This window comes from Rhizobium chutanense, from assembly GCF_002531935.1.
Lineage (GTDB): Bacteria > Pseudomonadota > Alphaproteobacteria > Rhizobiales > Rhizobiaceae > Rhizobium > Rhizobium chutanense.
The window spans coordinates 66234-91603 of sequence record NZ_NWSV01000013.1; the positions used below are offsets into that span (position 1 = coordinate 66234).

25 protein-coding genes are annotated in these 25370 nt (G+C 60.5%); 16 read left to right on the top strand and 9 right to left on the bottom strand.

Annotation, left to right across the window (positions count from 1 at the left end; all coding sequences use genetic code 11):
* Nucleotides 1-319 precede the first annotated feature (319 nt).
* From CO666_RS19715 to CO666_RS19740, 6 genes are all read left to right on the top strand, one after another.
* Nucleotides 320-2431, top strand: coding sequence for a putative bifunctional diguanylate cyclase/phosphodiesterase (locus CO666_RS19715; protein ID WP_097613978.1), 2112 nt, complete (start codon nt 320-322; stop codon nt 2429-2431).
* A 54-nt stretch (nt 2432-2485) separates the two neighbouring features.
* Nucleotides 2486-3736 carry an ABC transporter substrate-binding protein gene (locus CO666_RS19720; protein ID WP_097613891.1) on the top strand — a complete coding sequence of 417 codons (1251 nt, stop codon included), beginning with the start codon at nt 2486-2488 and terminating at the stop codon, nt 3734-3736.
* A gap of 182 nt (nt 3737-3918) precedes the next feature.
* A complete protein-coding gene (locus tag CO666_RS19725; RefSeq protein ID WP_097613892.1) occupies nt 3919-4299 on the top strand; it encodes a carboxymuconolactone decarboxylase family protein in 381 nt (126 codons plus the stop codon).
* 291 nt (nt 4300-4590) lie between these two features.
* Nucleotides 4591-5955, top strand: coding sequence for a TadE/TadG family type IV pilus assembly protein (locus CO666_RS19730; RefSeq protein ID WP_097613893.1), 1365 nt, complete (start codon nt 4591-4593; stop codon nt 5953-5955).
* Nucleotides 5952-6482: a TadE/TadG family type IV pilus assembly protein gene (locus CO666_RS19735; RefSeq protein WP_097613894.1), complete on the top strand. Its 531-nt coding sequence runs from the start codon at nt 5952-5954 to the stop codon at nt 6480-6482. The genes CO666_RS19730 and CO666_RS19735 overlap by 4 nt, the downstream gene beginning before the upstream one ends.
* A gap of 1 nt (nt 6483) precedes the next feature.
* On the top strand, nt 6484-7068 hold the full coding sequence (locus CO666_RS19740) for a TadE/TadG family type IV pilus assembly protein (RefSeq protein ID WP_097613895.1): 585 nt from the start codon (nt 6484-6486) through the stop codon (nt 7066-7068).
* Between the two features lie 316 nt (nt 7069-7384).
* On the opposite strand, the gene CO666_RS19750 is transcribed toward CO666_RS19740, so the two are convergent.
* Nucleotides 7385-8437, bottom strand: a complete 1053-nt coding sequence (locus tag CO666_RS19750; RefSeq protein WP_097613896.1) for a proline racemase family protein — start codon at nt 8435-8437, stop codon at nt 7385-7387.
* A 263-nt stretch (nt 8438-8700) separates the two neighbouring features.
* Between CO666_RS19750 and CO666_RS19755 the strand changes: the two genes are divergently transcribed.
* Nucleotides 8701-9702, top strand: coding sequence for an Ldh family oxidoreductase (locus CO666_RS19755; protein ID WP_097613897.1), 1002 nt, complete (start codon nt 8701-8703; stop codon nt 9700-9702).
* 27 nt (nt 9703-9729) lie between these two features.
* On the opposite strand, the gene CO666_RS19760 is transcribed toward CO666_RS19755, so the two are convergent.
* Nucleotides 9730-10407: a GntR family transcriptional regulator gene (locus CO666_RS19760; RefSeq protein ID WP_097613898.1), complete on the bottom strand. Its 678-nt coding sequence runs from the start codon at nt 10405-10407 to the stop codon at nt 9730-9732.
* 275 nt (nt 10408-10682) lie between these two features.
* Here CO666_RS19760 and CO666_RS19765 point away from each other — a divergent pair, with 275 nt between their 5' ends.
* The 3 genes from CO666_RS19765 to CO666_RS19775 are packed head-to-tail and all read left to right on the top strand — an operon-like array spanning nt 10683 to nt 12711.
* Complete coding sequence (locus CO666_RS19765; RefSeq protein WP_097613899.1) at nt 10683-11402, top strand: GntR family transcriptional regulator; 720 nt, start codon at nt 10683-10685, stop codon at nt 11400-11402.
* A 4-nt stretch (nt 11403-11406) separates the two neighbouring features.
* Nucleotides 11407-12192: a pyrroline-5-carboxylate reductase gene (locus CO666_RS19770; RefSeq protein WP_097613900.1), complete on the top strand. Its 786-nt coding sequence runs from the start codon at nt 11407-11409 to the stop codon at nt 12190-12192.
* A gap of 12 nt (nt 12193-12204) precedes the next feature.
* Nucleotides 12205-12711, top strand: coding sequence for a DUF5086 family protein (locus tag CO666_RS19775; protein ID WP_245436820.1), 507 nt, complete (start codon nt 12205-12207; stop codon nt 12709-12711).
* 80 nt (nt 12712-12791) lie between these two features.
* Here the strand turns inward: CO666_RS19775 and CO666_RS19780 are convergent, their stop codons facing one another.
* On the bottom strand, nt 12792-13340 hold the full coding sequence (locus tag CO666_RS19780) for a cupin domain-containing protein (RefSeq protein ID WP_097613901.1): 549 nt from the start codon (nt 13338-13340) through the stop codon (nt 12792-12794).
* Nucleotides 13341-13481: 141 nt separating this feature from the next.
* Here CO666_RS19780 and aptA point away from each other — a divergent pair, with 141 nt between their 5' ends.
* The 3 genes from aptA to CO666_RS19795 all read left to right on the top strand — a co-directional run bounded on the left by aptA (nt 13482) and on the right by CO666_RS19795 (nt 17688).
* Nucleotides 13482-14816, top strand: coding sequence for an omega-aminotransferase AptA (gene aptA / locus CO666_RS19785; RefSeq protein ID WP_097613980.1), 1335 nt, complete (start codon nt 13482-13484; stop codon nt 14814-14816).
* A gap of 161 nt (nt 14817-14977) precedes the next feature.
* Nucleotides 14978-15697, top strand: coding sequence for a helix-turn-helix transcriptional regulator (locus CO666_RS19790; RefSeq protein WP_097613902.1), 720 nt, complete (start codon nt 14978-14980; stop codon nt 15695-15697).
* A 308-nt stretch (nt 15698-16005) separates the two neighbouring features.
* Nucleotides 16006-17688 carry a globin-coupled sensor protein gene (locus CO666_RS19795; RefSeq protein WP_097613903.1) on the top strand — a complete coding sequence of 561 codons (1683 nt, stop codon included), beginning with the start codon at nt 16006-16008 and terminating at the stop codon, nt 17686-17688.
* A gap of 139 nt (nt 17689-17827) precedes the next feature.
* Here the strand turns inward: CO666_RS19795 and CO666_RS19800 are convergent, their stop codons facing one another.
* The 3 genes from CO666_RS19800 to alr all read right to left on the bottom strand — a co-directional run bounded on the left by CO666_RS19800 (nt 17828) and on the right by alr (nt 21344).
* Nucleotides 17828-18844: a helix-turn-helix transcriptional regulator gene (locus tag CO666_RS19800; RefSeq protein WP_097613904.1), complete on the bottom strand. Its 1017-nt coding sequence runs from the start codon at nt 18842-18844 to the stop codon at nt 17828-17830.
* Nucleotides 18845-18920: 76 nt separating this feature from the next.
* Entirely contained in the window at nt 18921-20183 is a 1263-nt protein-coding gene (locus CO666_RS19805; RefSeq protein WP_097613905.1) for a D-amino acid dehydrogenase, read from the bottom strand.
* Between the two features lie 27 nt (nt 20184-20210).
* Nucleotides 20211-21344 carry an alanine racemase gene (gene alr, locus CO666_RS19810; protein WP_097613906.1) on the bottom strand — a complete coding sequence of 378 codons (1134 nt, stop codon included), beginning with the start codon at nt 21342-21344 and terminating at the stop codon, nt 20211-20213.
* A gap of 127 nt (nt 21345-21471) precedes the next feature.
* Between alr and CO666_RS19815 the strand changes: the two genes are divergently transcribed.
* Nucleotides 21472-21936: an Lrp/AsnC family transcriptional regulator gene (locus tag CO666_RS19815; protein ID WP_097613907.1), complete on the top strand. Its 465-nt coding sequence runs from the start codon at nt 21472-21474 to the stop codon at nt 21934-21936.
* A 45-nt stretch (nt 21937-21981) separates the two neighbouring features.
* Here CO666_RS19815 and CO666_RS19820 read toward each other — a convergent pair whose 3' ends face one another.
* The 3 genes from CO666_RS19820 to CO666_RS19830 form a co-directional block, all read right to left on the bottom strand.
* On the bottom strand, nt 21982-22182 hold the full coding sequence (locus tag CO666_RS19820; protein ID WP_097613908.1) for a transcriptional regulator: 201 nt from the start codon (nt 22180-22182) through the stop codon (nt 21982-21984).
* Nucleotides 22183-22309: 127 nt separating this feature from the next.
* Nucleotides 22310-23035, bottom strand: coding sequence for a helix-turn-helix transcriptional regulator (locus CO666_RS19825; protein WP_097613909.1), 726 nt, complete (start codon nt 23033-23035; stop codon nt 22310-22312).
* A 203-nt stretch (nt 23036-23238) separates the two neighbouring features.
* A complete protein-coding gene (locus CO666_RS19830) occupies nt 23239-23889 on the bottom strand; it encodes an acyl-homoserine-lactone synthase (protein WP_097613910.1) in 651 nt (216 codons plus the stop codon).
* A 178-nt stretch (nt 23890-24067) separates the two neighbouring features.
* On the opposite strand from CO666_RS19830, the gene CO666_RS19835 reads away from it, so the two are divergent.
* On the top strand, nt 24068-24412 hold the full coding sequence (locus CO666_RS19835; RefSeq protein ID WP_097613911.1) for a helix-turn-helix domain-containing protein: 345 nt from the start codon (nt 24068-24070) through the stop codon (nt 24410-24412).
* Nucleotides 24413-24597: 185 nt separating this feature from the next.
* Complete coding sequence (locus tag CO666_RS19840; protein WP_097613912.1) at nt 24598-25266, top strand: hypothetical protein; 669 nt, start codon at nt 24598-24600, stop codon at nt 25264-25266.
* The last annotated feature ends 104 nt before the right edge of the window (nt 25267-25370 follow it).

Below are 25370 nucleotides of genomic sequence, written 5' to 3' on the forward strand. Positions count from 1 at the left end.
TCCCTGTCGCCTCGAACTCTTGACCCACGGAGGCGCATCGCTCCGGCAAGTTCCACGACAGTCTTGCCAGCGAGCGTCGATGCGATAGCGGTTCGAAGAGCGCACGTCACGGCGTGAGCCCCGCACTTTCCGGCGCGAACCCAGGCCATGAGGGCCGATCTTCCGATACATCATGGTGATGCTTCCGTCCGGCGCAAACGTGGCGGCTTCGGGCAGCGGGCTCCAGCAGCAAAAAACTCAAGCCGTCTTTGAGAACGGGCTGAACGGCCTGTGCGACGAAGGCAGCGCGGCCAATTTATACTTTCCTGATGGAGCGCGAATGGGGGGTGGTTCGAATTTGGAAAATACGGTGACGCCGCCCGGCGAGTCCCATTCCTCCGTGGCGAAATATATCCGCTCCATCGGGCGCCATTACGTGCTCGCCGTCGTCGTCATGACGGTTCTGATCGGGGCAACCTTCCTGACGGTCAAGGTGGCACTTGACCGTCATTCCCTGCAGCAGAACATCAGCTATCTGATCGGCCGCCAATTCATTCGCTTCCAGCAGCTTGCCAATCAGACCCGGGCGATCATGCGCGCTTCGGCCGATCCGAACATGCCCGAATATATCGTCCGGCCGATGGTCGAGGACGTTCAAGGAGCGATCGACGACATCCGCGCCATGAGCGCGCAGTTGAACGCGCTGAATGCCGAGGTCAAGACGAACCTTCTCGAACGACTGAACGGGCGGGACGCGGCATCGGAGAAGCTGCGCCTGGAACTCGACGGGCGGCTGGAAGATTTTCTTCAACGAGCCGAACGCGTCGTCACCGCGAAATTGCAGGATCGGCGGGAGCGTTACAGTTTCTGGGGACCGATCGACTTCGCCGTCTCCTCCGACAGCATGCTCATGCGTCAGTTCAGCGCCTTGATCGAGAGCGCGCATGACCGGAGCGATGTGAGCATCGATCATACCCGCCTGATCAGCGCAGTGCTTCTGAGCCTCACTGCGGCAACACTCATCCTGGCGACCCTCATTCTGTTCATACCGCTTTTGATAAAGCTGCGCAGCGAGCACCGTCGGACGCTCGATTTCGAGATCAAGCTGACGCATCTTGCCCATACCGACACGCTGACAGGCCTTGGCAATCGCTCTTCCTTCAATGAGGCACTGAACGGGCTTTTCAGCTCCGTCGAACGGACGGGCGCCGGTTTCTCCATGCTGCTGGTCGATCTCGACCACTTCAAGGCCATCAATGACAGTTTCGGTCATCCGGCCGGGGATGCGGTTCTGAACCATGTTGCGAGCGCGCTGCAGAAGACGTTCCGCGCCGGCGACGTCGTGGCACGGCTCGGCGGTGACGAATTTGCCGCTCTCATTCCGGGGATATCGGATACGGCGACGCTGGAAGGAATTGCCGAACGCGCCGTTGCAGCCATTGCCACGGAATGTCGCTTCGAGGGCCGGCTGCTGCCGGTTTCAGCCAGCGTCGGCGGCGCGGTCGTGCCCGGCCATGCGTCCGATGAGGCAACCCTCATGCGCATCGCCGATCTGGCGCTTTATGCCGCCAAGGCCAAGCGCAATACCGCAGTGATCTTCGATGAGACGTCCTTCGCCCAGCGGCTGGAGCAGAACCGGCTCGCCGCAGCCCTCGCCTTTGCTGCCGACCGCGACGAGTTCGTCGTCTACTATCAGCAGAAGGTCAATCTGCAAACCGGCGAGCATCTGGGCTTCGAGGCGCTGGTGCGCTGGCGCCACCCCCAGCTCGGCATTCTGCCGCCCGGCCGCTTCCTGCCGCTCATGGAAGGCCATCTCATCCAAAGCATGACGCGCTGTATCGTCGATATCGTCGCTCGTGATCTCAGAGCATGGAAGGCTGCGGGGCTAAGGGTGGGATCGGTCGCCATCAACCTGCCGGAGGCCCTGCTGGTCAACCACGACGGTTACGACCTCATCGCAGCGGCGGTCAAAGCGAACCGGCTCGACTGGCGTGATTTTGCCATCGAAGTCACCGAGGACGTTTTCCTCAATCGCGGCGCCGATCAGATCGCCGAAACCATCTCCCGTTTCCGCAAGCATGGGGTGTCGATCTCGCTCGATGATTTCGGCACCGGCTTCGCCTCGCTCGTGCATCTGCGCGACTTCCCCTTCGACGAACTCAAGATCGACCGTAGCTTCGTGGCCGAGATCGGCAAGGATATCCGCTCCGAGCAAATCATCAGGGCGATCATCGATCTCGCCCGCAACCTCGGAAAGCGATGCGTCGCGGAAGGCATCGAGGAGGAAACCCAGCGTCATTTCCTTTTGAACGCCGGTTGCGAGATCGGCCAGGGTTATCTCTACGCCAAGCCGGAACCGGCTCTCGCAGCGGTCGAACGACTGACCCGCCGGCCGGCCCTGCGCGGGATATCAGGGCGATCACGTAAATTGCGGGTTGAATCCATCTCCTGAGCGCAGCGCACAGAAACGATGCGGCAGGATCGATCAATGAAAGAGGGGCAGAGAATGAACCGGACAATCAAACGGGCATGGCTTGCCGCGGCACTCGCGGCAGCGACACCCGCAGCGCAGGCTTTTGCCGAAGAAGGCCTGGCGGTGGACGTCGTGCATTTCTGGGTATCGAAAAGCGAGTCCGCGGCACTCGACGTATACCGCAAGGCCTGGGCCGCCGCCGGCAATCGATGGGTCGACATGCCGGCGCAGAACAAGGTTGCCGTCCAGCAGGTGGTGAGCGATCGCATCGCCAACGGATATGCGCCGGCGGTGATGCAGTGGAATGCCAACGAGGGATCGCGCGAGCTGCCGGAAATGGGCATCGTGCAGGATATCGATGATGTCGCGCGGGCGGATCATTGGCAGGAGGTCATTCCCGCAACAGTTCTAGACCGGATCTCCTACAAGGGAAAAGTCTATTTTGCGCCGACCAATATTCATGCCGAAAACTGGCTCTGGACAAGCACGGCAGCGCTGGCCGAAGCCGGTGTGAAGACACCGCAGAGCTGGGACGAGCTCTTCGACGCGGCCGAAAAGATCAAGGCGACGGGACGCCTGCCGATCGCGCTCGGCGGCAAACGATGGGAAGTATCTCTCATTTTCAACGACATCGTCTATCATAAGTTCGGGCCGGAAGGTTATGCGCGCCTGATGAGCGGCGATGCCGAACTCGTGCAGGATCCGCGCATGATCGAAGCCCTCGATCTGCTGCTGCGTCTGTCCAATTATGTGGAACCGATCGAGCAGCGAAAGGACAAGACATGGGCCGATGCCACCGCGGCCGTGGGCCAGGGCAAGGCCGGTATGCAGTTCATGGGTGACTGGGCCAAGGGCGAGCTTGCGGCACGCGGCTACAGCGTCGACAAGGATTTCGATTGCAGCCTGGTTCCAGGCACATCGATCGCCTATTTCATGGTGATCGATGCCTTTGCCTTCCCGCTGACCAATCGGGACGGCGCGGCAGAGGCACAGCAGGCTTTCGCCCGCATGGTGCTCGACCGGGACAATCAGGTCGCGTTCAGCCGGATCAAGGGATCGCTGCCGGTGCGCACCGATGTCGATCCGGCCGGACTTGATCGATGCGGCAAGCTCGGATTGGAGATGATCAAGGCCAAGAAGGGCGAAGTCAGTGCTCAATCCCAGGCCATGCCGACCCAGATGTCGGAGGGCTGGATCGCCGTGGTGGGCGACTTTTTCAACAACAGGGACATGTCTCCGCAAGATGCTCAAAAACGCCTGCATGACCTGCTGATGCAGCGCTGAGCGTGAGTTGCCGCCGATGCGTTGATCGCGCGCTTCGAAAGCGGACTCCAGCCGGATAGGGATGAAGGCTGGCGCTCCCCTCGCCCCCAGATCGGCTTCATTGAGGCCGGGGATATCATCGCCGTCGAAATCCCGGCTATAGGTGTTTCCGGCAATCCCGTCGTCAATGAAGGAGACTTGTAATGTCGCAAGAAATGTTCGAACGCGGCCTGGCGATCCGCAAGGAAGTTCTCGGCGCCGACTATGTGGAGACGGCGCTTGGTGCAGCCGACGATTTCAATCGGGACTTCCAGAACCTCGTCACGGAATATTGCTGGGGTGCCGGCTGGGGGCGATCGGCCCTCACCCGCCGCGACAAAAGCCTTCTGAATCTCGTCATGCTCGGCGCCCTGAACCGGAGCCACGAGTTCAAGCTGCATGTGAAGGGCGCCCTGACGAACGGTTGCAGCCGTGAAGAAATCAAGGATACGCTGATGCAGCTCGCCATCTACGCCGGCATCCCGGCCGGCGTGGAAGCCTTCCGGCTGGCGCGCGAAGTCTTCGCCGAAGTCGACAAGGCCTGATATCCAATCCATCCGTCGGGAGATCGCCTGCGCCATGCCATCAGCACGATAATCCGCGGGTCGACCGCGGGTTTCTGCTATGGAACCTGCTCCTGGCCCGCATGAGAGCGGGAGATCGCCGCGGCATGCGGGGCCTTGCGATATCCATAATTCGCAGACATATCCAATACGCGCAACAAACGACGCGCCCGCGACCCGTTTTGGTCAAAACTTTCAAGAATTAACAAAGGCTTAAGCGTCTTTAATACATCTAGCCCTTACTGTTTTTATGTTTTGGGCAGCGGTGTTTTATTGAAGTCGGTTTTTTCATATTCACTCGGCCGGGCCTTCGAAGCCCTTCGCGGTCTTAAAAGGGACAGAACCGGCAACGTCGGAATCATCGTCGCTCTCAGCCTGGTGCCGATGCTCGTCGCAGTCGGCGCAAGCTTTGACTATATTCGCAGCTACAATGTCCGCCAGAGGATGCAAAGCGACCTCGATGCGGCGCTGATCGCCGCGGTCAAGCAGATCAACAATACCGAGGACACCGACGCCCTCAAGGTGAAGGTCTCCGACTGGTTCCACGCACAGGTGGAAAACAGCTACACGCTTGACGAAATCGACATCGATACATCAAACCACAACATCACGGCGACGGCGAGCGGCACCGTTCCGACGACGTTCATGAAAATCGCCAATATCGACACCGTTCCGGTCAGCGTCGCAAGCGCCGTCAAGGGACCGGCGACCTCCTATCTCAATGTCTATATCGTCATCGACACGTCGCCGTCGATGCTCCTGGCGGCAACGACGGCGGGTCAGTCGACCATGTATTCCGGCATCGGTTGTCAGTTCGCCTGCCACACCGGCGATGCCCACACCGTCGGCAAGAAGACATATGCCAACAACTATGAATACAGCACGGCAAAGGGTATCAAGCTGCGCGCCGATGTCGCCGGCGACGCCGTAAAGGACGTGCTCAGCCTGATCGACACATCCGACGCGAACCACGAACGGATCAAGGTCGGACTCTATAGCCTGGGCGATACGCTGACGGAGGTTCTCGCCCCGACGCTGAGCACGGACACGGCGCGCACCCGCCTCGCCACAGCAAGCTATGGCCTCACCAGCGCGACCTCGACGGCCGCCACCTATTTCGACGTTTCGCTCACGACGCTCAAGCAGAAAGTCGGCGCCGGAGGGGATGGAACTTCCTCAGGCTCGCCGCTCAAGCTGGTTCTCCTGCTGACGGATGGCGTCCAGTCAAAGCGCGAATGGGTGACGGACAGCGTCGTATGGAAAAGTGGGAAGGCTGTATCTGGGGCATACTGGAACAAAGTTGCGCCGCTCAACCCCGATTGGTGCGGCTATCTGAAAAACCAATCTAATACGATGGCGGTGCTCTACACCGAATATCTGCCGATCACCACGGACTGGGGTTATAACGCAACCGTCGGCTCGACCATGGCGAGCGCCAACTGGAAGAACACCTGGGGGGGCACGATGGACAGCGACGTGTCGACCAGCATTACGCGGCGGGATTATATCCCTTATGCGCTTGCCGACTGCGCATCCTCCAAGAGCCTGTTCCTGTCGGCATCCTCGTCGACCGAAATCACAGCAGGCCTGTCGACGCTTTTCACCCAATATCTCTCTGCCGTTCGGTTGACCCAATGACGCGGAAAAAAACCTTCGCACCGCTGCGCCGCCTGGTCGGCGACCATAAGGGGGCTGCCGCGATCGAATTTGCGATCCTGGCCCTGCCGCTCTTCATCATGCTGTTCGGCATTATCGAAGTGTCGCTGATGTTTTTCGTCAACTCCGCCCTGGACGCTTCGGTTCACAAGATTTCCCGAATGATCCGCACCGGCGAGGCGGCGTCTTCCAAGATCACGCTAGCCGGCTTCAAGGCCAAGATATGCGACGACATGCTTCTGACCTTCGACTGCTCCAGCGGTCTCGTCGTCAAGGTGAACGTACTTTCCGACATGTCGGCCGCGGCCAGCACCGATCCCATCGACAATAGTGGCAACCTCACCGTCACTGAAACTTATGATATCGGCAAGGGCAGTGACTACATCCTGGTTCAAGTGTTCCTGCCGTGGACGGCCGTCGTCAATTTCTTCAGCCTGTCAAGCGCCCAGCTTTCCGACGGCCGCTACCTGCTTGGCTCTGCCGCTCTGTTCCGCAACGAGCCTTTCTGACATGACCAAGAAATGGAGCCTGTCCTCTTTTCGCTTCGCGCAGTCGCACTTCCGACATCTCTCACGCGACCGGTCGGCTGCTTCGGGCGTCGAATTTGCGCTCGTGCTGCCGATCCTGGTGATGCTGCTGTTCGGCACCGTCGATCTCGGCCATGCGCTGACGGTCAGCCGAAAGATCGACGAGATCGCGTCGTCCACCGGCGACATGATAGCCCAGCAGAGTTCCTGGACGAAGACCGACGTCGCCAAGCTTCTTTCCGGCGCCAGCTTCATGCTGCAGCCCTATGACACCAGCGAGCTGACGATCACGGTCGCGGTCAACGATGTTAATGCGAGCGGCAGTGCGACCGTCAACTGGTCTGCCGCGCTCAACACCTCGGCTGTGAATTCCGGCACCGCGAGCGCAGTCGCCATCCCCTCGACAATCCAGGAGACCGGCGTGCAGGTCGTGCTGACCCGTGTTCAATACACGCTGACGACACCGGTCTCGGAGTTTTTCTCAAGCTTCACCGGACAGAACGGCTATAGCTTCGATCGCTATTTCTTCAATCGTCCGAGAGTCAGCGACACGATCAAATACAATTGAACCGCAGGCTCTGTCGCGACCCCGTGGCAGTTGTCGCCGGAAGAACGATCGAGGCGGTTTCGATATCCCCTGAGCCGTCAGGCTCACTCTGGAAGCCTGACGATGCCGTATGAATTGAACTTGAACTCATTCACTTCGTAAGTGGGAATGAGCGAGAGGCTTGCCCGGCGCTTTTCAGCGTCGGCTCAAGTCCCCGCTCGGCGATCTCGTCGGCGACTGCATCCATGCTGGCGACGATCTGCCGTTCACTGCCGGCTGTGTCGAACCAAAACGAAAGCAGATCGTCGCTAAAGCCGATGCCGCCGCGCGCCTTTCTTCAGGCCCAGATGTCTCCTGGCATGAAACCTTCGGTGAAGGGATCGTCATTGTCGAGAACGAGCGTGTTCAGGCCGGAGATCCAGCTGGTGCCGGACAGCGTCGGAACGACGGCGGATTTATCGCCGATCCTCGCCTCTTCGACCAGCCTGCCCGTATAGATATTGCCCAGGATCCCCTGATGCCGGAAATCCTGGTTGAGCGGCAGTTCGCCCTTCGCATGCAGAACGGCCATCTTCGCGCAGGTGCCGGTGCCGCAGGGGCAACGATCGAGCGCTCCCGTCCAGGTGGCGGGATCGTCCCAGGAAAGATCCCCCGTCGCCATCGTCACCGTATTCTTCCAGTCGGCGTTCGGATCGTCGGCCGGTCCCGACAGCTGTGAGATCGTAATGCCGACGCCGGGATAATGCGGGTGGGCAACCGGCAACTGTTCGATGGCCGCCTGCCGGATCATCGCGGAAACACGCGCGATCTCCCGCCCATGTGCCGGGATCAGTTCAAGGCCCTTGAACTGCCTGACATCGGCGATGACATAAAACATGCCGCCCCAGCCGACATCGACGGTGACCTTTCCAAGATGCGGCACGTCGATGACGGCATCGAGATGGGCGGCAAATGCCGGCACGTTCTTGAAGGTCACGCTTTTGACCTTGCCGTTGCTGCATTCCGCCTTGACGCGAATGAGGCCGGCCGGCGCCTCGAGAACCAGTTCGGTGACGGGTTCTTTCATCGGAAGCATGCCCATTTCCAGCAGGACCGTCACCACCGAGATGGTGTTGCCGCCGGACATCATCGGATATTCGACCTGCTCCATGATGACATAGCCGGCATCGGCCTCCGGATGACAGGGCGGCACGATGATGTTGCAGCAATGAGCGGGATAGCCGCGCGGCTCACGCAGCATCAGCTTGCGCAGTTGGTCGTCATTGCTCTCCAGCCATTTCATCTTCTCATAGACGGAATTGCCGGGAATATGCGGAACACCGCCCGTGATCACCCGCATCGGCGTGCCGGCGTGCGTATCGACCGCGTGAATCGTCCTTTTAAATCCCATTTCTGCTTCCTCCTCTGTTCGGTTGCGAGTGCGTTTTCAGAGCGCCGCGGGTTTCCCTGTCAGGAAATCAGCGCGCCGCATCTGGATATTGCTTTTGGAATATCGTATACGATATCTGAAAACGCAGACTCGTCAACCGGGGAAGGCGGAAAAATAGACATAGCTGTACATTTTACCTGTCAGCATTCCCCCACTTTTGCTAGAGAAGCTTCAGAACGGCTCTGTCCGCTCCGTCGCTCAGAAAAAACAGGAGGAGATTCAAGATGTCGGATGAGATCATACTCGATCTGGCGGAAGCCGAAGCCTTGGCGATGCGCGCCTGCCTGGCGGCAGGTGCTGGGGAAGCCACTGCCCGCTCCCTCGTGGACGCCACCTTGTCCGCCGCGCTTTATGGACCTGCCGTGCTCGGATTTCCGCACATGGTGGACTATCTCGACAGCTTCCGCGAGGGCCGCATCAACTGCGACCCAGCGCCGACATGCGAACGTCCCTATCCCGCCTTCTTCGCCGCGGATGCCGATCGGGGCATCGCGCAGCTTGGCTTCGATCTGTCTTTTGACGATCTCGTGGCAGCGGTGCGCAACTTCGGGCTAGCAGTCTTCACGCAAACAAACAGCTATACGACCGGAGAACTCGGCTATTACGTTCGCCGTCTCGCCGGCGAAGGGATCGTCGGGATCGCCGCCACCAACGCCAATGCCATGCTGGTGGCGAAAGCGGGCGGTCCGGCCGTCTACAGCACCAACCCGATGGCCTTCGGCTTCCCGCTGGGTGAAGGGGCACTGCCTCTGATCATCGACCAGGCCTCAAGCGCGACCGCCTATGTCAATATCGTCGCCGCCGCGGCCGAGGGACGCGCCATCCCCGAGGGATGGGCCGTCGACGAAGCGGGTGTCGACACCCGGGATGCGGCAAGAGCACTCGGTGGAGCGCTGCTTCCCTTCGGCGGGCGCAAGGGCGCCAATGTGGCGCTGATGGTGGAAATGCTGTCGGCCGGCCTGTCCGGAGGCCCCTGGTCATTGGACACACCGTCTTTCAGAGAGGGGAGCGCCAGCCCTGCCGTCGGATTGACCGTCGTCGCGATGATGCCGGGGCGCACTGAGAACGGCCTTGTCGAACGCGCCCGCCGCCAGGCTGAGCGCCTTCAGAGCCACGGTGTCTTCGTGCCCGGCGTCAGCGGCATCGAATATCCAAGGCCGGCGACGGAAGGCCTGAAAGTGCCGCGCACCGTATTCGAAGCTGTCGTGAAGATCGCAGGCGCCTGACGGCTCCCGCCGTCGATGCGATGACGCTCAGCGGGGCTTTTTTGCCGGAAGATGTTCGAGAAGCGATTGGCAGGCGCTCATGATGTGCGCATAGAGCAGGCCTGCCGCCTTTTCTTCGTCGCGCGCGCGGCAGGCTTCGAGAATCTGGCGATGTTCGCGATCCGCCGTCTGCTTGCCATGCGACAGCGTCAACTGCACCCGCAGATACCGTTCCAGCCGGTCGTTGACGGAGCGGATCGTGGTGACGAGAAATGGCCGCTGCGCATCCTCGTAAAGGCAGCTATGGAATCGCCAGTTCAATTCCGACCACCGGGCGACATCGGTTTCCCCAGCGAAGGCATCGCAATAGGCAAGCGCCTTTTCAAAGGTCTCTTCCGTCATATGGGGGATCGAGAGCTTGATGGCATTTGATTCCAGGATCGCGCGCACCTCGAAGATCTGCGCGATCTCGGGCTCCGAGACGCTCGTGACGATCGCGCCCTTGTTGCGGTGGAATTCAACGAGGCCTTCGGCCTCGAGCCGTTTGAGCGCCTCCCGCACCGGGATCTTGCTGACGTTGAACAGTCGGGCGACGTCGTCCTGACGGATCGGTTCGCCTTCATCAAGCGAACCGTCCGCAATGGAATCGCGGATGAATTTCAAAATGACATCCGAGGCCGTAGGCGCCTTCCCGAGATTTATCACCTGAGCGGTGTTGAAAGGCATAGCCCAAGCTCCTTAATGTCCATGGGACAACGTTCCTGCTTGGGATATCGTAGACGATCTCATTCCTCAAGATCGTTTGGCCTCAAGGTCGATCAGCCTCGAGATCGATTGGCTCTTTCACACCACTCGCCGCTTCTATTGTTTTATTGTCGGCCCCGTGTCGACGAACAAAGATATGTCAACAGCGCGTCGACAAATCCAAGCGGAAAAATTACATTGCCGACAGGCTGCTTTTCTGGCCCAATGCGACCATGCGTCGAGAGAAAGGGACTTAAGTGTCTGATGAATCGGAAGTGAAACGTATCCGCGGGACCGGCTGGAAAAGCGTCTACGAGGCGCTCCGCAACGAGATCCTGTCGCTCGCTCTGCCGCCCGGCCAGATTCTCGACGAGATGACGCTTGCCGAACGTTTCGACATGTCGCGGTCGCCGGTCCGAGAGGCCCTGATCCGGCTCAGCGCCGACGAGCTGGTGGTGACGCTCTCGAACCGCAGCACGATCGTCGCGCCCATCGAAGTGGCGACCTTTCCGAAATATGTGGAAGCACTCGACATCGCGCAGCGGATGAATACACGGCTTGCCGCAGCACTGCGGACGGAAGCCGACCTGAAGATCATTGCCAAACGCCTGAAATTATTCGAAGCGGCGGTCAGGACAGGCAATCATCTCGCCATGTCGGAGGCCAACAAGGAATTCCACATGGCAATCGCCCATGCCGGAAAAAACCAGTATCTCGCCTCCTTCTACAACAAGCTGCTGTCGCAGGGGCAGCGCATGCTGCACCTGCATTTCGAATATCTGGAGCGCACCCATGAGGGCTATCTGCTGACCGACGAGCACGCGCTGATGCTCGATGCGATCAGGGATAAGAATGTCGAGCTCGCCGACGAGCTCGCCCACGCCCATACACGCCAGTTCCAGGATAATTTCATCAACTTCATGCGCGAGAACTACACGACCGATGTCGCGCTGGGGCCGTTGCGGGCCGCGGAGTAATCACATGCACGTCAACAGCATTGGGTTCGTCGGTACCGGCGCCATCACCGAAGCCATGGTTCGCGGGCTTCTCGCCGAGCCGGCCTACGCCTCCGAGATTCACGTTTCGCCACGAAGCGCTCACATCGCAGCGACACTGGCGGACGAATTTGCTGCCGTGCGGGTTGCTGGGGATAACCAGGACGTCGTCGATCGCAGCGACATGGTGTTTCTGGCGATACGGCCACAGGTCGCCGAGGAGGTCGTGCGCGGGCTTTCGTTCAAGGCCGGCCAGAGGATCGTCAGCGTCGTGGCGGCGACGGAGCGCCAGGCCCTGCTCGACTGGATCGGCGCCGACGTGCATCTCGTCCAGGCGATCCCTCTGCCCTTCGTCGCAAGCCGGCAAGGCGTGACCGCCGTCTATCCGCCCGATACCGCCGTCGCCGCGCTGTTCGATACGCTCGGAACGGCTGTCCAATGCCAGTCGAGGAAGGAATATGATCTTCTCGCAGCCGCGAGTGCGGTCATGTCGACCTATTTCGGCGTCATGGAGCAGGTTACCGTCTGGCTGGAAGGAAGCGGGCTCGAAAGGACCAAGGGACAGGCCTACATCGCCCCGCTTTTCGCAAGCCTGGCGCAGAAGGCGAACAGCCCCGGCACCGAGCCGTTCAGCGCGCTGAGCCGCGAATTCGCGACCAAGGGCGGGCTGAACGAGCAGGTTCTTTCGGATTTCGAGAAGAAGGGCGGCGTTGCCGCGCTGACTGCCGCACTCGACGGCGTGCTTGCGCGCATCGAAGGCCGCACGCCTTGAAGCGATGGCGGCATGCCGGAGGACGGGGATGATCCGCAGATATTCGGCCGGAAGCGACAATCCCATTCATGGCGCTCGCCCATGCGAATAGGAACGATCCTTCTGGCTGTCGCGACCATTCTGGCCGCGCCGGTCCTGGTGCATGCCGAAGCGGTGAAACCACCGGTCGTCTCCACCGTCATTCTTTCCGCCTCGCCGCGGATCGTTCGTTGGGCCACCGTTTACAAGTTGCCGGATCCCGCCGATCACGATCCCTACTACCATGTGGAGGTGATCGAGAAGGAGCGACATACGCCGCCATGGCAATTCAAACGGCTAGCCGCACATATGGTCGTGACGGCCGATGCTTTGGATAGGAGCCGCCAGAGACAAAAAGTCAGGACCTATTTTTATAAAGACATCGAATTCCGGGGCTCCTACCGAGCCTGGCGAGCGCAACCTCTTCGGCAACGGGAGGCCGGGGTTTGCCGCACGACAATTCTTGAATGCATCGGCGCCGCCGGCACTATCGCCCCTTAAGCATAGCACGCACGGAGACGTATCGATGCCGCCAGAGCGTGAACGACAGAAAACCGCGGCACAGTTTTGCGAGACATGCTTCAGAAGGTCGGCGGCGTGCAGGCGCTGATGACTTCGCAGGGCACCGGCCCGACGCAGCGGAAACGGTGCGGGCGCCGGCTTTCGAAATAGTAGGCATCACCCGGCCCAAGGATGCGCCGCTCGTCATCGACGGTCACCTCCAGCCTTCCCGAGAGGACGATCCCGCCCTCTTCTCCCTCGTGAACAAGCGGAATTTTTCCGGTGTCGGCACCGGGCTGATAACATTCCTTGAGGATTTGCAGGCTGCGTCCGAACAGATTTTCGCCGACCTGCCGGAAGGAGATGGCTCCCTTGCCGATCTCCACCAGTTCCTCGGCGGCATAAAAGGCCTTTCTCGGGCGGTCGGGCTCAAAGGCAAAGAATTCCGCAAGCCCGATGGGGATGCCGTCGAGAATGCGTTTCAAGGCTCCGACCGATGGGTTGGAGGCGTTCGATTCGATCAGCGAGATCGTCGAATTCGGCACGCCGGTGCGCTTGGCGAGTTCACGCTGGGAAAGCTTGTGGGCGATGCGGAGATGGCGAAGGCGGCCGCCGATATCGATGGACATATGCGCTCGTTTCTGTTGTCTAGAATATCGAAAACTTACCTCCCCGTTATCACGATTTCAATGGGTTACGCCGGCAAAGAAAAGGACTTGTTTGAAAAGCAGAAATCACGCCATTCTCGGTTCATCCCCAAGGAGGCCAGGATGGACCAGATCAGCAAGACGAACGCGCCCGTACTCGAGAATTTCTGGATGCCGTTCACCGCGAACCGGCAATTCAAGGCGACGCCGCGCCTTCTGGCCGCCGCCGACGGCATGTATTACACCGACGTCGATGGAAACCAGGTTCTGGACGGTACGGCCGGGCTCTGGTGCTGCAATGCCGGCCATGGCCGCAAAAAGATTTCCCAGGCCGTCGAGCGGCAGCTTGCGACGCTCGACTATGCTCCGACCTTCCAGATGGGCCATCCGATCGCCTTCGACTTCGCAGCGAAGCTGGCCGCCAACGCGCCGGGCGGCGCTGAAGCCAAGCTCGACAGGGTCTTCTTCACCGGCTCCGGCTCGGAATCGGTCGATACGGCGCTGAAAATCGCCATCGCCTATCAGCGTGCGATCGGCCAGGGCACCCGCACGCGGATCATCGGCCGCGAAAAGGGATATCATGGTGTCGGCTTCGGCGGCATTTCCGTCGGCGGGCTCGTCAACAACCGCCGCGTCTTCCCGCAAATACCGGCCGACCATATGCGCCACACGCTCGACGTCGAGCGCAATGCGTTTTCCAAGGGCCTTCCCGCCCACGGCCTGGAACTGGCCGACGATCTCGAACGCCTGGTGCAGTTGCACGGCGCCGAAACCATTGCCGCCGTCATCGTCGAGCCGATGTCGGGATCGGCCGGCGTCGTCCTGCCGCCGAAGGGCTATCTGGAGAAGCTGCGCGCCACCGCGGACAAATACGGCATCCTGCTGATCTTCGACGAGGTGATCACCGGCTTCGGCCGTCTCGGCACGCCTTTCGCGGTGGACTATTTCGGCGTCGTGCCCGATCTCGTCACCACGGCAAAGGGCCTGACCAACGGCGCGATCCCGATGGGCGCGGTCTTTGCCAGCCGCAAGGTCTATGACGGCCTTATGGTCGGGCCTGACAATGCCATCGAACTCTTCCACGGCTATACCTATTCCGGCCATCCGGTCGCCTGCGCCGCCGGCCTCGCCACTCTCGAAATCTACGAGGAAGAAGGCCTGCTGACCCGCGCAGCCGATCTGGCCGACCACTGGCAGGAGGGTCTCCATTCGCTGAAAGGCCTGCCCAATGTCGTCGACATCCGCAATCTCGGTCTGGTCGGCGCGGTGGAACTGGCGCCCCGTGCCGGCGCACCGGGAACCCGCGCCTACGACGTCTTCGTCGATTGCTTCAACAGGGGCCTGCTGATCCGCGTGACCGGCGATATCATCGCGCTTTCTCCGCCGCTCATCATCGAAAAAGGCGAGATCGACACGCTCGTCTCGACGCTCGGCGATGCGCTGAAGCGTGCAGCGTAAGCCTGTCGAAGGAATTATCGACACGACGTCCTCGGGCGGCTGCATCCCGCCCGGGGAAGGAAGGAAGCGCCCCTGCAAGTCCCGAGACGACAAGTAAACATATTGTTAACTCTCAAGCCCCAAAGTCGGGTTAATCGTTAACCAGCGAATCGGGGGACAAGATGGGGTGCGCCTCAGTTGAAAGCCTTTGCCATTTCAGGGATCTTCGCGAGGTTCCCGCCCATCGGCAATTGCGCAACAGCGACCTGCTGGAACAACTGAGGAAGGCCATCGATTTCCGCTACATCGCTGTCGGCGGGCTGGATCTGGAAGGATATCACATCGGAAGGGGCCGCTCGATCGATACCGATATGCCTCCCGCCTACGTCGATACCTACTTTGGGGAAAAGCTCGGCCTATCCGATCCGCTCGTCGTTCAGTCGCTCGAACGAACGACGCCGCTGACGGAAGACGAAGCCTTCGACATTCTGGCCCCGTCCCAACGCCTCCGGTATTTGCTGCGTTCCTACGAGATCGGGCGGCGAATACAGATTCCGCTCTCAAGAAATGGCATCGTCTACGGAGGGGTCTGCTTCACGCGAGAACGGCCGTTCACCGCAAGCGAACAGGAATTGCTTGTCTTCTTTGCCGAGCCACTGCATCGGGCAATCACCAAGCCGCTGATGGATCGTTTTGCAGCCGGCGTCCTTCGCCTGACCAGCGGCGAACTCCGCTGCCTCGAACTGGCGGGCAAAGGGCTGACGAGCGAGCAAATTTCCGATGCGTCGGACTATCAAACGGAAACCATCAACAGCTATCTGAAGAGCGCGACCAAGAAGCTCGGGGCGGCCAATCGCGCCCATGCGATTGCCGAAGCAATCCGCCGACAGCTAATAAGCTGAACATCGAATCTTCCAAACCGAATATCCTTGAAGCGCAGTTCCCCACACGGGAGTTGTCGCCGTTCGCAGGCATGCGTACATGTTCCACTGAAATTCCTGCATCCAAAAATCGCATAATGTATCCGGATATCGAAAAAATTGACAAAAGCCATTTCCGTGTCGGTTTGGTTAACTGGAAATAAACCAAATACCCCAAATTTGGGGTTATCGATCAGGCGGGTGGACGCCGCGTTCCGACATGAGGGCGGGTTTCGATGTGATTGAGGCACGTGCCCAATTACGGTTTCAGCCCAGTTTCGAGGTCGGGAATGTCGAGTCAATTTCATACGCATGCCAGCAGCAATTCGGTCCACGGTCACGACGGCGGCGCCGGACCGCGCCATGCGAAGAGCAAAAGCCAGAGTGTCGAACGCCGCCTCGACTTCATGCAGCTCGACCGTCAGGGCCGCGCCGGCATCCGATCTTTAAAGACGCTGATCGAACGCGAACTGCCGCATGGACTCGACAAGTTTTACGCGCAGCTTCGCAAGAGCCCGGAAGTCAGCCGCTTCTTCTCGACGGACGAGAATATCGCCCGCGCAAAGGGTGCGCAGATGGGCCATTGGGTCAATATCGCCGACGGCAACTTCAACGAGGAATATGTCGGCAAGGTCAAGACGATCGGAACCGTCCACGCCCGCATCGGGCTGGAACCGCAATGGTATATCGGCGGCTACGCGATCATTGTCGACCATCTGATCAACCGCGCCGTCGAGGAGATGGCCCCGAAGGGCGGAGTATTCTCGAAGAAAACGATGAAGCCGGCGGAGTTCGGCAAGGCTCTGGCAAGCCTCGTCAAGGCCGTGATGCTGGACATGGATCTCGCCATCTCGGTCTATATCGACGAGGCCGAGATCGCCAAGCAGAAGGCGCAGGCCGATGCGATCGAGGCGGAACGGCAGCTCGTCTGCGGCACCTTCGGCAAAGCCATGGCAGCGATCGCCGCCAAGGATGTCAGCTACCGGATCGACGACGACCTGCCTGCCGCCTACCACGCCTTGCGCAACGACTTCAACAATGCGCTGGAACAGCTGTCGACGACCATAGAACAGATCAACGGGGCTGCTTCGCAGATCAATGCCGGGTCGCAAGAGATCCGGTCCGCCGCGGACGATCTTTCCAAGCGAACCGAGCAGCAGGCCGCCTCCATCGAGGAAACGGCAGCCGCGCTCGAGGAGATCACGACCACCGTCAAAGACTCCAGCCGGCGCGCGGAAGAGGCGGGCCAATTGGTTGCAAAGGCCCGCATCGGCGCCGAGAAGTCGGGCCAGATCGTCCAGCAGGCCGTCGCCGCGATGGGGGCGATCGACAGCTCGTCACGGGAAATCTCCAACATCATCGGCGTCATCGATGAAATCGCCTTCCAGACCAACCTTCTCGCGCTGAATGCCGGCGTCGAAGCGGCGCGTGCGGGAGAGGCCGGCAAGGGCTTTGCCGTCGTCGCCCAGGAGGTTCGCGAACTGGCGCAACGGTCCGCGAAGGCCGCAAAAGAGATCAAGGGGCTGATCAACAATTCCGGCGAGCAGGTAAAGGCAGGCGTGTCCCTGGTTGGGCAAACCGGCGAGACGCTGACGGTGATCGTCGACGAGGTCCAGGAGATCGACCGCCACATCGGCGCCATCGTCAGAGCATCGAGCGAGCAGGCAACGGCGCTTCAGGAGATCAACACGGCCGTCAATGCCATGGACCAGGGTACCCAGCAGAACGCCGCCATGGTCGAAGAATCCACCGCCGCCAGCCATTCCCTGGTTCGGGAAGTCGGCCGCATCGCTCAAATGCTCAGCGCGTTCAACATCGGCAAACCCCTTGCATCCCGGCCGCACATCGCCGGGCGGACAAGCGGACAGGCGGCAGTGCCGTCTCCGGCGCGCGAGTTGCGGGCAAAACTGGGTGCCGCCTATCCAAGCCAGGGCAACGCCGCTGTCGCAGCAAGCGAGTGGGAGGAGTTCTGACGAGCCGTCGCGCCCGGCCATTCCCGGGATTTCCGCGTTATGTTATGACCATGACCAGCCGCGAGACACGCGGCTGGTTAGGCGACCGGGGCCGTTGCCCAATCTCAGATGTCGGAATGCAGCCGAACGCCCTGGGAGTTCAGCGCTTCAACGTCTGTGACGGCAGCTCACCGAAACGTTTCCTGTACTCGGCCGCAAGCCGCCCGAGGTGTATAAATCCCCATCTGAGCGCGATCTCGGCGACGCTTTGCTTCCCGTCGCATTCCAGCAGATCCCGATGCAAAGCCTGCATTCGGAGTTCATGCAGGTATGACATCGGGGTGGTATTCCTGAACTGCCGGAACCCCTGCTGCAGAGTGCGAACGCTGACCTCCGCTACAGCAGCGATGTCGTCAAGAGAAAGCGGCTCGGTAATATGCTCCCGCATATAGTCAATCGCCCGTTTCACATGGCGCGGCGCCGGAGCCGGAGCGGGACGCGCCAGTTCCTCCGAATAGCGATGGGAACAAGCCTCCAGAAGCAGGTAGACCGCCGCCTCGCGGAGCGAGTTGACGGCCAGCGGCGAGCCTTGTAGCGGGCCGTCGCCGCTGAGGCCGCTGTGGAGGGTCGAGACCAGTTGCTGCAAGACAAGCCCCGGACCGGCTGTCAGATCGATATCGGGATGAATATCGATGCCACCGCTGATCGTCCGCTCGAACATATGCGTGAGGCGCCTGGTAATCATCGCCTGATCGATGAACATGCAGAGGTGACGACGGGGGCCGGAGATGCTGATGCCGCTGGCATCGCGCGGCTCCAGGATCACACCTCGACCCGGCACCGAATATATCGGCTCCCGTCTTCCGCCGAAGGACATATTGCCCTCCGTCGGCAGGAATATCGTCATCCTGTCGATGACCCCGTCCCGCTGGCCAACGATCGTGCCTTCATAGGAGCAATCGGCAACGCTGACATCTCCCACCGAGATGAAATTGCAGCGATATGCAATGGATGTATTGCGTTCCGCCGTCATCTTGATCGCGGCGTTTGGGGTGGACAATACCTCCGAGAGCTCGTCCAGGTCCGTTCCGCTCCGCGCGGTTTCCCGAAGCGCCATGCTCTGTAGAGCCGGCGGTTGGGAACTGCCGGCGGTATGCCTATCGGAACGAACGGACATGCGCGTACCCTCGCAAGACGACCCATGCTTGGGATAGCCGATTTAAATAGTAATACAATTCCTTTTTTGTGCGCGCTCAGCCGTATCGGCTGACGGCCAGATCCCGCGCGTCGATTTCCGGCTTGGCGCCGCTGACGAGGTCGCCGATCAACCGCGCCGAACCGGTGCTCATCGTCCAGCCGAGCGTGCCGTGACCGGTATTGAGGAAGAGTCCCTTGATCTTCGTCGGGCCGATCACCGGCGTACCGTCCGGCGTCATCGGGCGCAGGCCGGACCAGAAGGAAGCCTTGGAGACATCGCCGCCGGGGAAGAGATCGGTGACGGAATGCTCCAGCGTGCTGCGGCGGGCGAGGCCGAGATCGTTGGTATAGCCTGAAATTTCAGCCATGCCGCCGACGCGGATGCGATCGCCGAGGCGGGTGATCGCAATCTTGTAGGTTTCGTCCATGACGGTCGATTCCGGTGCGCGGGATGCATCGATGATGGGGATGGTCAGCGAATAGCCCTTGACCGGATAGACCGGCAGCTTGATGCCGAACGGCTTGAGCAGCAGCGGCGAATAGCTGCCGAGCGCGACCACCACCGCATCCGCACTCATCCGCTCGCGCTCGCGATCGCGAGCGGTGATGACACCGCGCACGCGGCCGGCCTCGACGTCGAGCCCCTCGATCGTCGTGCCATAGGCGAAGCGAACGCCGAGCGCCTCGGCTTTGGCGGCCAACGCATTGGTGAACTTGAAGCAGTCACCGGTTTCGTCCTTCGGCGTCAGCAGACCGCCGACAATCTTGTCGCGCACATGCTTCAGCGCCGGTTCGACGCGAATGCAGCCGTCCCGGTCCAGCACCTCATAGGGAATGCCGTCCGCGGCGAGCGCCTTGACGTCCTTCGCCGAGGCATCGAGCTGCTGCTGCGTGCGGAACAGCTGCAGCGTTCCCTGCATGCGCTCGTCATAGGCGATGCCGGTTTCGGCGCGGAGCTCGGCGAGCGCGATACGGCTGTAATCGGCAAGGCGCAGCATGCGGCTCTTGTTGATCGCGTAGCGCTCGGAGGTGCAGTTCGACAGCATCCGCGCCATCCAGGAGAGCATCGCCACATCGAATTTCGGGCGCAGGATGAGCGGCGCATGCTTCATGAACAGCCACTTCATCGCCTTCGCCGGAATGCCGGGCGCCGCCCAGGGCGAACAATAGCCGAAGGAGACTTCGCCGGCATTGGCAAAGCTCGTTTCCAGCGCCGGGCCGGGCTGACGGTCGACGACCGTCACCTCGTGGCCGGCTTTGGCGAGTTGATAAGCGGAGGTGACGCCGAGGATGCCGGCACCCAAAACGATGACTTTCATGATCTTCCCAATGATGGAGCCGCGGGCTCAGCGATATTGCCTGTGATAACGATCGCCGAGACCGGTTAGGATTTCGTAAGATATGGTGTCGGCATCGCGCGCGATGTCCTCGAGCGTCTGATGCGGGCCGAGCACTTCGACAAGGCTGCCGAGCGTCAGCGTGCTTTCCGGCAGGGCCGATATGTCGATGGTGATGCTGTCCATCGATACTCGGCCGACGATCGGCAGGCGGATGCCTTGGTAAAAGACGGCGCCGCGGTCGCCGAGCGACCTGGGCAGGCCATCGGCATAGCCGGCGGCGATGGTGGCAAGGCGCGTTTCCCTTTGCGTAACATGCGCGCCGCCATAACCGACCTTCGTGCCCGATGGCACGGTGCGCGTCTGCACGACGGCGACGTCGAGGCTGACGACCGGCTCCATCGGGTTCTTCTCGTCGGCATTGGGCGCGCCACCATAGAGCGCGATGCCGGGCCGGGCGAGGACGCCGTGATAGACCTCACCGAGAAAAACACCGCCGGAATTGGCAAAGGAAATATCGAAGCCCGGAAACGCCTCGGCGATGCCGGCCATCTCCGCCAGCTGCTCGCCGTTCTGCTCGCAACCGACCTCATCGGCCGAGGCCAGATGGCTCATGATGAACAGAATCTCGACATTGCCGCCGTCGCGAAGCGCAGCCGCGAGTTCGGCCCTTTCCTCCGGGGGAAAGCCGAGCCGCGACATGCCGGTATCGAACTGCAGTACGGCGGGCAGGCAACGCTTCAGCCCGCGCGCCGCCGCCGACCATTGCCGCCACTGGGCAAGCGAATTCAGGACCGGCACGACGCCCATCTCGGCGCAGGCGATTTCGTTGCCCGGCTGCAAGCCGTTCAGCACGAAAATCTGGGCGTCCTGCGCAAGCGCCGGCCGGAGCCGGACGGCCTCGACGAACTGGGCGACGAAGAAATGCCTGCAGCCCTGACCGTAAAGGGTTTTGGCGACCCGCACGGCGCCGAGGCCATAGGCATCCGCCTTGACGACAGCGCCCGCGCGCACCGGCGCCAGCATCGACAGGAGCTTGCGATAGTTGCGGCCGAGGGCGGCCAGGTCGATCTTGAGATAGCCCGTGGCTCCCTCCATGATTGCGGCAGTGTGTGCGTGGGAAACCAGAAGATCGCCGTCCATGTCCACCCCTCTTATTCGTTATGGGAGTGTATGAAATAATGGGTGAAATTGCCTGCAATTTCGTCGTTGATTATTGCGGAATTTGCATATTATACGCATGATCAGTGAAAATTTGGAATAATCGATCATGACCGCCCTCGACGCGACAGACCGCAACATCCTGAGGCTCCTGCGCCTCGACGCCCGCATGAGCAATGCCAGGCTCGCGGCCGAGGTCGGGCTCTCGCCATCGGCCTGCCTCAGGCGCATCAAGATCATGGAAAAGACGGGGGTGATCCGCGGCTATACGGCCCTTCTCGATACGAGCAATGCGGATGCAATGATCGCCGTGATCATCAACATCACCCTCGAACGGCAGACGGAAGATTATCTCGACCGCTTCGAAGCGGCGGTCCGCCGGCATCCCGAGATCCGCGAATGTTTTCTGATGACGGGCGGCTCCGATTACCTGCTGCGCGTGGAGGTCGCCAATGCAGGCGAATTCGAGCGGATCCACAAGGAGATATTGTCGGCCTTGCCGGGAGTCCTCAGGATTCACTCCAGCTTCTCGATCCGCAACGTGCTGGCGACACGGACGAAAGGCAGGCGCTGAACCACGGTTCCCCCGTGTTTCGCATTGCAGCCCCTCGGGAGAAGATTACTTGTGGCATTCGGGTCTGGGCAGCTCTTCGTCAGCTCCCCATGTCGAAAGCCACTTTTCAACCTCGTCGCCAGTCAAGTGCAGGCCGGTCGCCTGAAATTCGTCCCAGACATTGAGCGTCTCCTGCCGCAGCGTCTCCCGCTTTTCTTCACGGCCCTTCAGCTCGTCATTGAGCTCGAGCGAGATCGGCGATGCCATGAAGCCCCAGTAGTCAAAGGTTATACTAGGCGCTAATGTAGCCTCTCCCATCCCCGTGTCCACGAAGATGTTGAGCGGCCTTCACAGAAGTCTGACTTCAGGCCGAGAAGGTCAGGAACATTTCCAACTATATCAACTCAAGCGCAGTGGCCCTGGCGACCGCTTCGCTCGTCGTGGCGACGGTCAGCTTCCGGCGCGCCGAAGCGAGATAGAGTTGTACCGCGCTGACCGAAATGGACAGGCGGGCGCCGATCTGTTTTGCCAGAAGGCCATTCGCCGTCATACCCAGGCATTGGAGTTCGCGGCGCGACAATTGCGGGAAATCCGCACTTTTTCTCATGCCCGAAAGAACCATTGCCCTGTCATGGAGATGGTGGGCGAGAAACTGGAGATCGCGGATGCTGTCCACACGGAACTGCCGCCAATAGGCATCGGGATGGTTTGATGTGACGGTAAACAGCGATCGCTCGCCTTGCGGTCCCCGCACCGGCAGGGTGATGCCTTGCCGGCCGACGCCGAAGGCCATCGCCTCCTTGAAGAAGATCTGCGCCCGACCTGAATCCCATTTCGACGCGAACCATTCTACCGGCAGGAAACCGCGCCGGCCGAGGCGCACGATGGGATCGATGCTGAAATAGTCCCGCTCACGATATTGCTTCACCCACTCGGGCGGATAGGTCAGCATCAGCAATGGATTGTCGGCGGAGGCCCCGGAAGAGCGGGTCACATGCAGAACCATATGCGAGATCGCATAGATGTGGCGGACTTCATCGAGCGTTGCTTCCAGATCCTGCAATGTCGGCGATGCGGAAATCCGGTCGAGACTATAGAAAAAACGAGAACTGCTCAGCATGAGATGAACTCGAAGTTGCGCGTTTCTTTTTCTGCTCGCATTGGTATCATTTAGCGATTGCTGATAATAGTCCATACCCCCGCATGACGTGAAAAATGCGTTAAGGTCCGGCGTCGCATATCCCACTCTGGACGACGGTTCTCTCCGTCTCCCCGGAACGGCGGATCGCTGCCGCGACAACCACCGCGTATGGCACCGTCCGTTCATCTGATTCCCCCATGTCTTTCATCGACGGCAGCTCCGGCGGGATTGCCAGAGGCCTGCTCGATAAGCCGGGAGAGATTGGCGCGAAGCGTGCGGCCATTGTCCGCCGTCACCTCCCACAGGCCGACATAGAGATTGCCGATTTCGGGCCGGGATCTGGCAAGCGGGATCGGTCTCCAGCCGATCCTGCGATAGACGCCAGTCATCGCGGCGTCATAGACGCCGACGATGCTTTCGATGCCGGTGTCGAGCGCGAGATCGCAAAGCCCGCAGAGCAGTTCCGTGGCGACCGTGCGCGACGAATTGTGATCGGCGTGGGCAAGCGGATGAACGCAGAAGCGAGTGCATTCCCACGTCGTCGGGCTGTCGACATCGATGGGATCGTCGAAGAATTGACGAAATTCGCTCTTGAGCATCGTCGCCCCCGTCGTCGGCAACAGACGCAGCGAGCCCGTCAGCGCGCCGGAGGGCCATTGCGTCACGAGATAGACGGGATCTTCCGTCTCGTCGTATCGATCCCTTTCCCACTCATCCCTGACGTCGACCTGCCATCCCAGCCGATCGCGAAAAACGGCGGCGCGAGCCCGAAACATTTCGTCGAAAGCACGCCGATCGGTCTCGAACATATCTTTGGTGAGAATCCGCAACATCTCCGTCCTCCTGATCGTCGAAGTTTCACAACGGGAGGCCGACCCACGACAATATGGATATTTCACCAGATTGACCGGCGCTTCGCTTTGCCTTTCATTTTCATAAGCGATTTCTGATATTGCCCGGCCGAACGCTCTCCGTGGTCGCCAAATTCAAGAGAACATGGGGAGGATTCCGATGACGCACGACCTGGCACGCGGCAAACGCATTCGCGAGGCAATATCCCGCGGCAAGTTCCGGAAAGTTCACGCGCTCGCGGCGGAACTGAACGTATCGGTCGCCGCCGTCTCTCGCTGGCAGAATGGCGGCCACACCTCGCTCGAAAGCGCCTGCGCGCTGGCCCACCTCCTGGATGTCTCCCTCGACTGGCTGCTGCTCGGACGGGGGACCATGGATTGGCATCGGAACAGCCCGATCTCGACCACGGAACTGCAACTGGTTCTGGCGCTGCGCGACCGGCCTGCGGCGGCCCGGTTCAATCTCATGGGACTGGTCGAATCCATCCCCCCGGAACACCCGTAACGCCAGGCGCAATTTTGCGCAGTTTTTCAATCTACGCTCAACACGTTTAGGTTGCCATCAATAAATTCATCGACAATATTTCTAGCCAGGGTTTCATCAACGGTATAGGCGGAACGGCTTACCCGCCTGCCCTCGCCGCCGCGGAAATCCTTGTTTTCACTCTCAATCGAGAAAGGTCGTCGACCATGGCTACTTTGCTGACCATCAACGTGAAAAACTTCGAAGCTCAGACGCAAGGCTTCTACTTCTTCCAGCAACCCGCCGTTTATACCGGCGGCGGGCAAGTCTATTCGAACAGCCTATTCTCGCAATCGCTCGGCAACTACGATGGCACGGGCTCGATCCTGACCTTCCAGGTCAACCTGCAATATTATGCCGGTATCCAGCAGGCCAATACGCCGCCACAAATCGGCGCCTCTTCCGGCTACGCATCGGCCAGCCGCGCCATCGATCTCGCTCCGAGTTCAGGGAGCGGTAAGCCGAACGACTGGACGACGGCGACCGTCAATCCGCTCGGTCTTTCCGCACCGGTCTATGGTGAAGGTGTGCAGCCTGGCGCCTTCCGCATCACCACGCCGGTCTTCAACTCGCCCCCCTATTACAATGTCGGCTCGGCGGTCGCCGTCAATGGCGGCATTGTGCTCTCCAATTTCGTGCAGGCAAACCCGGCCAGCAACACCGATTGCCAGCCGATCCTGAAATATTACGTCCAGACCGGATCCTATACGCCGGGCAGCGTCATGGACTTCACCCAGTCGAGCGTTACCGCAGCGCTTGCCGATTTCACCGGCGGCTATACCGTCTGCAACATCACCCTGAACGCCAACGGCACCTGGAGCACACAGCTTCAGTAAGCCTCGGCAGGCATGCGGGTGAAGAACATCCCTTTTTCACCCGCATGCCTGGGCCATCCGCGCAATTGCAGCGCCCACCCGGGTGACGGATAGACTGATCTAGG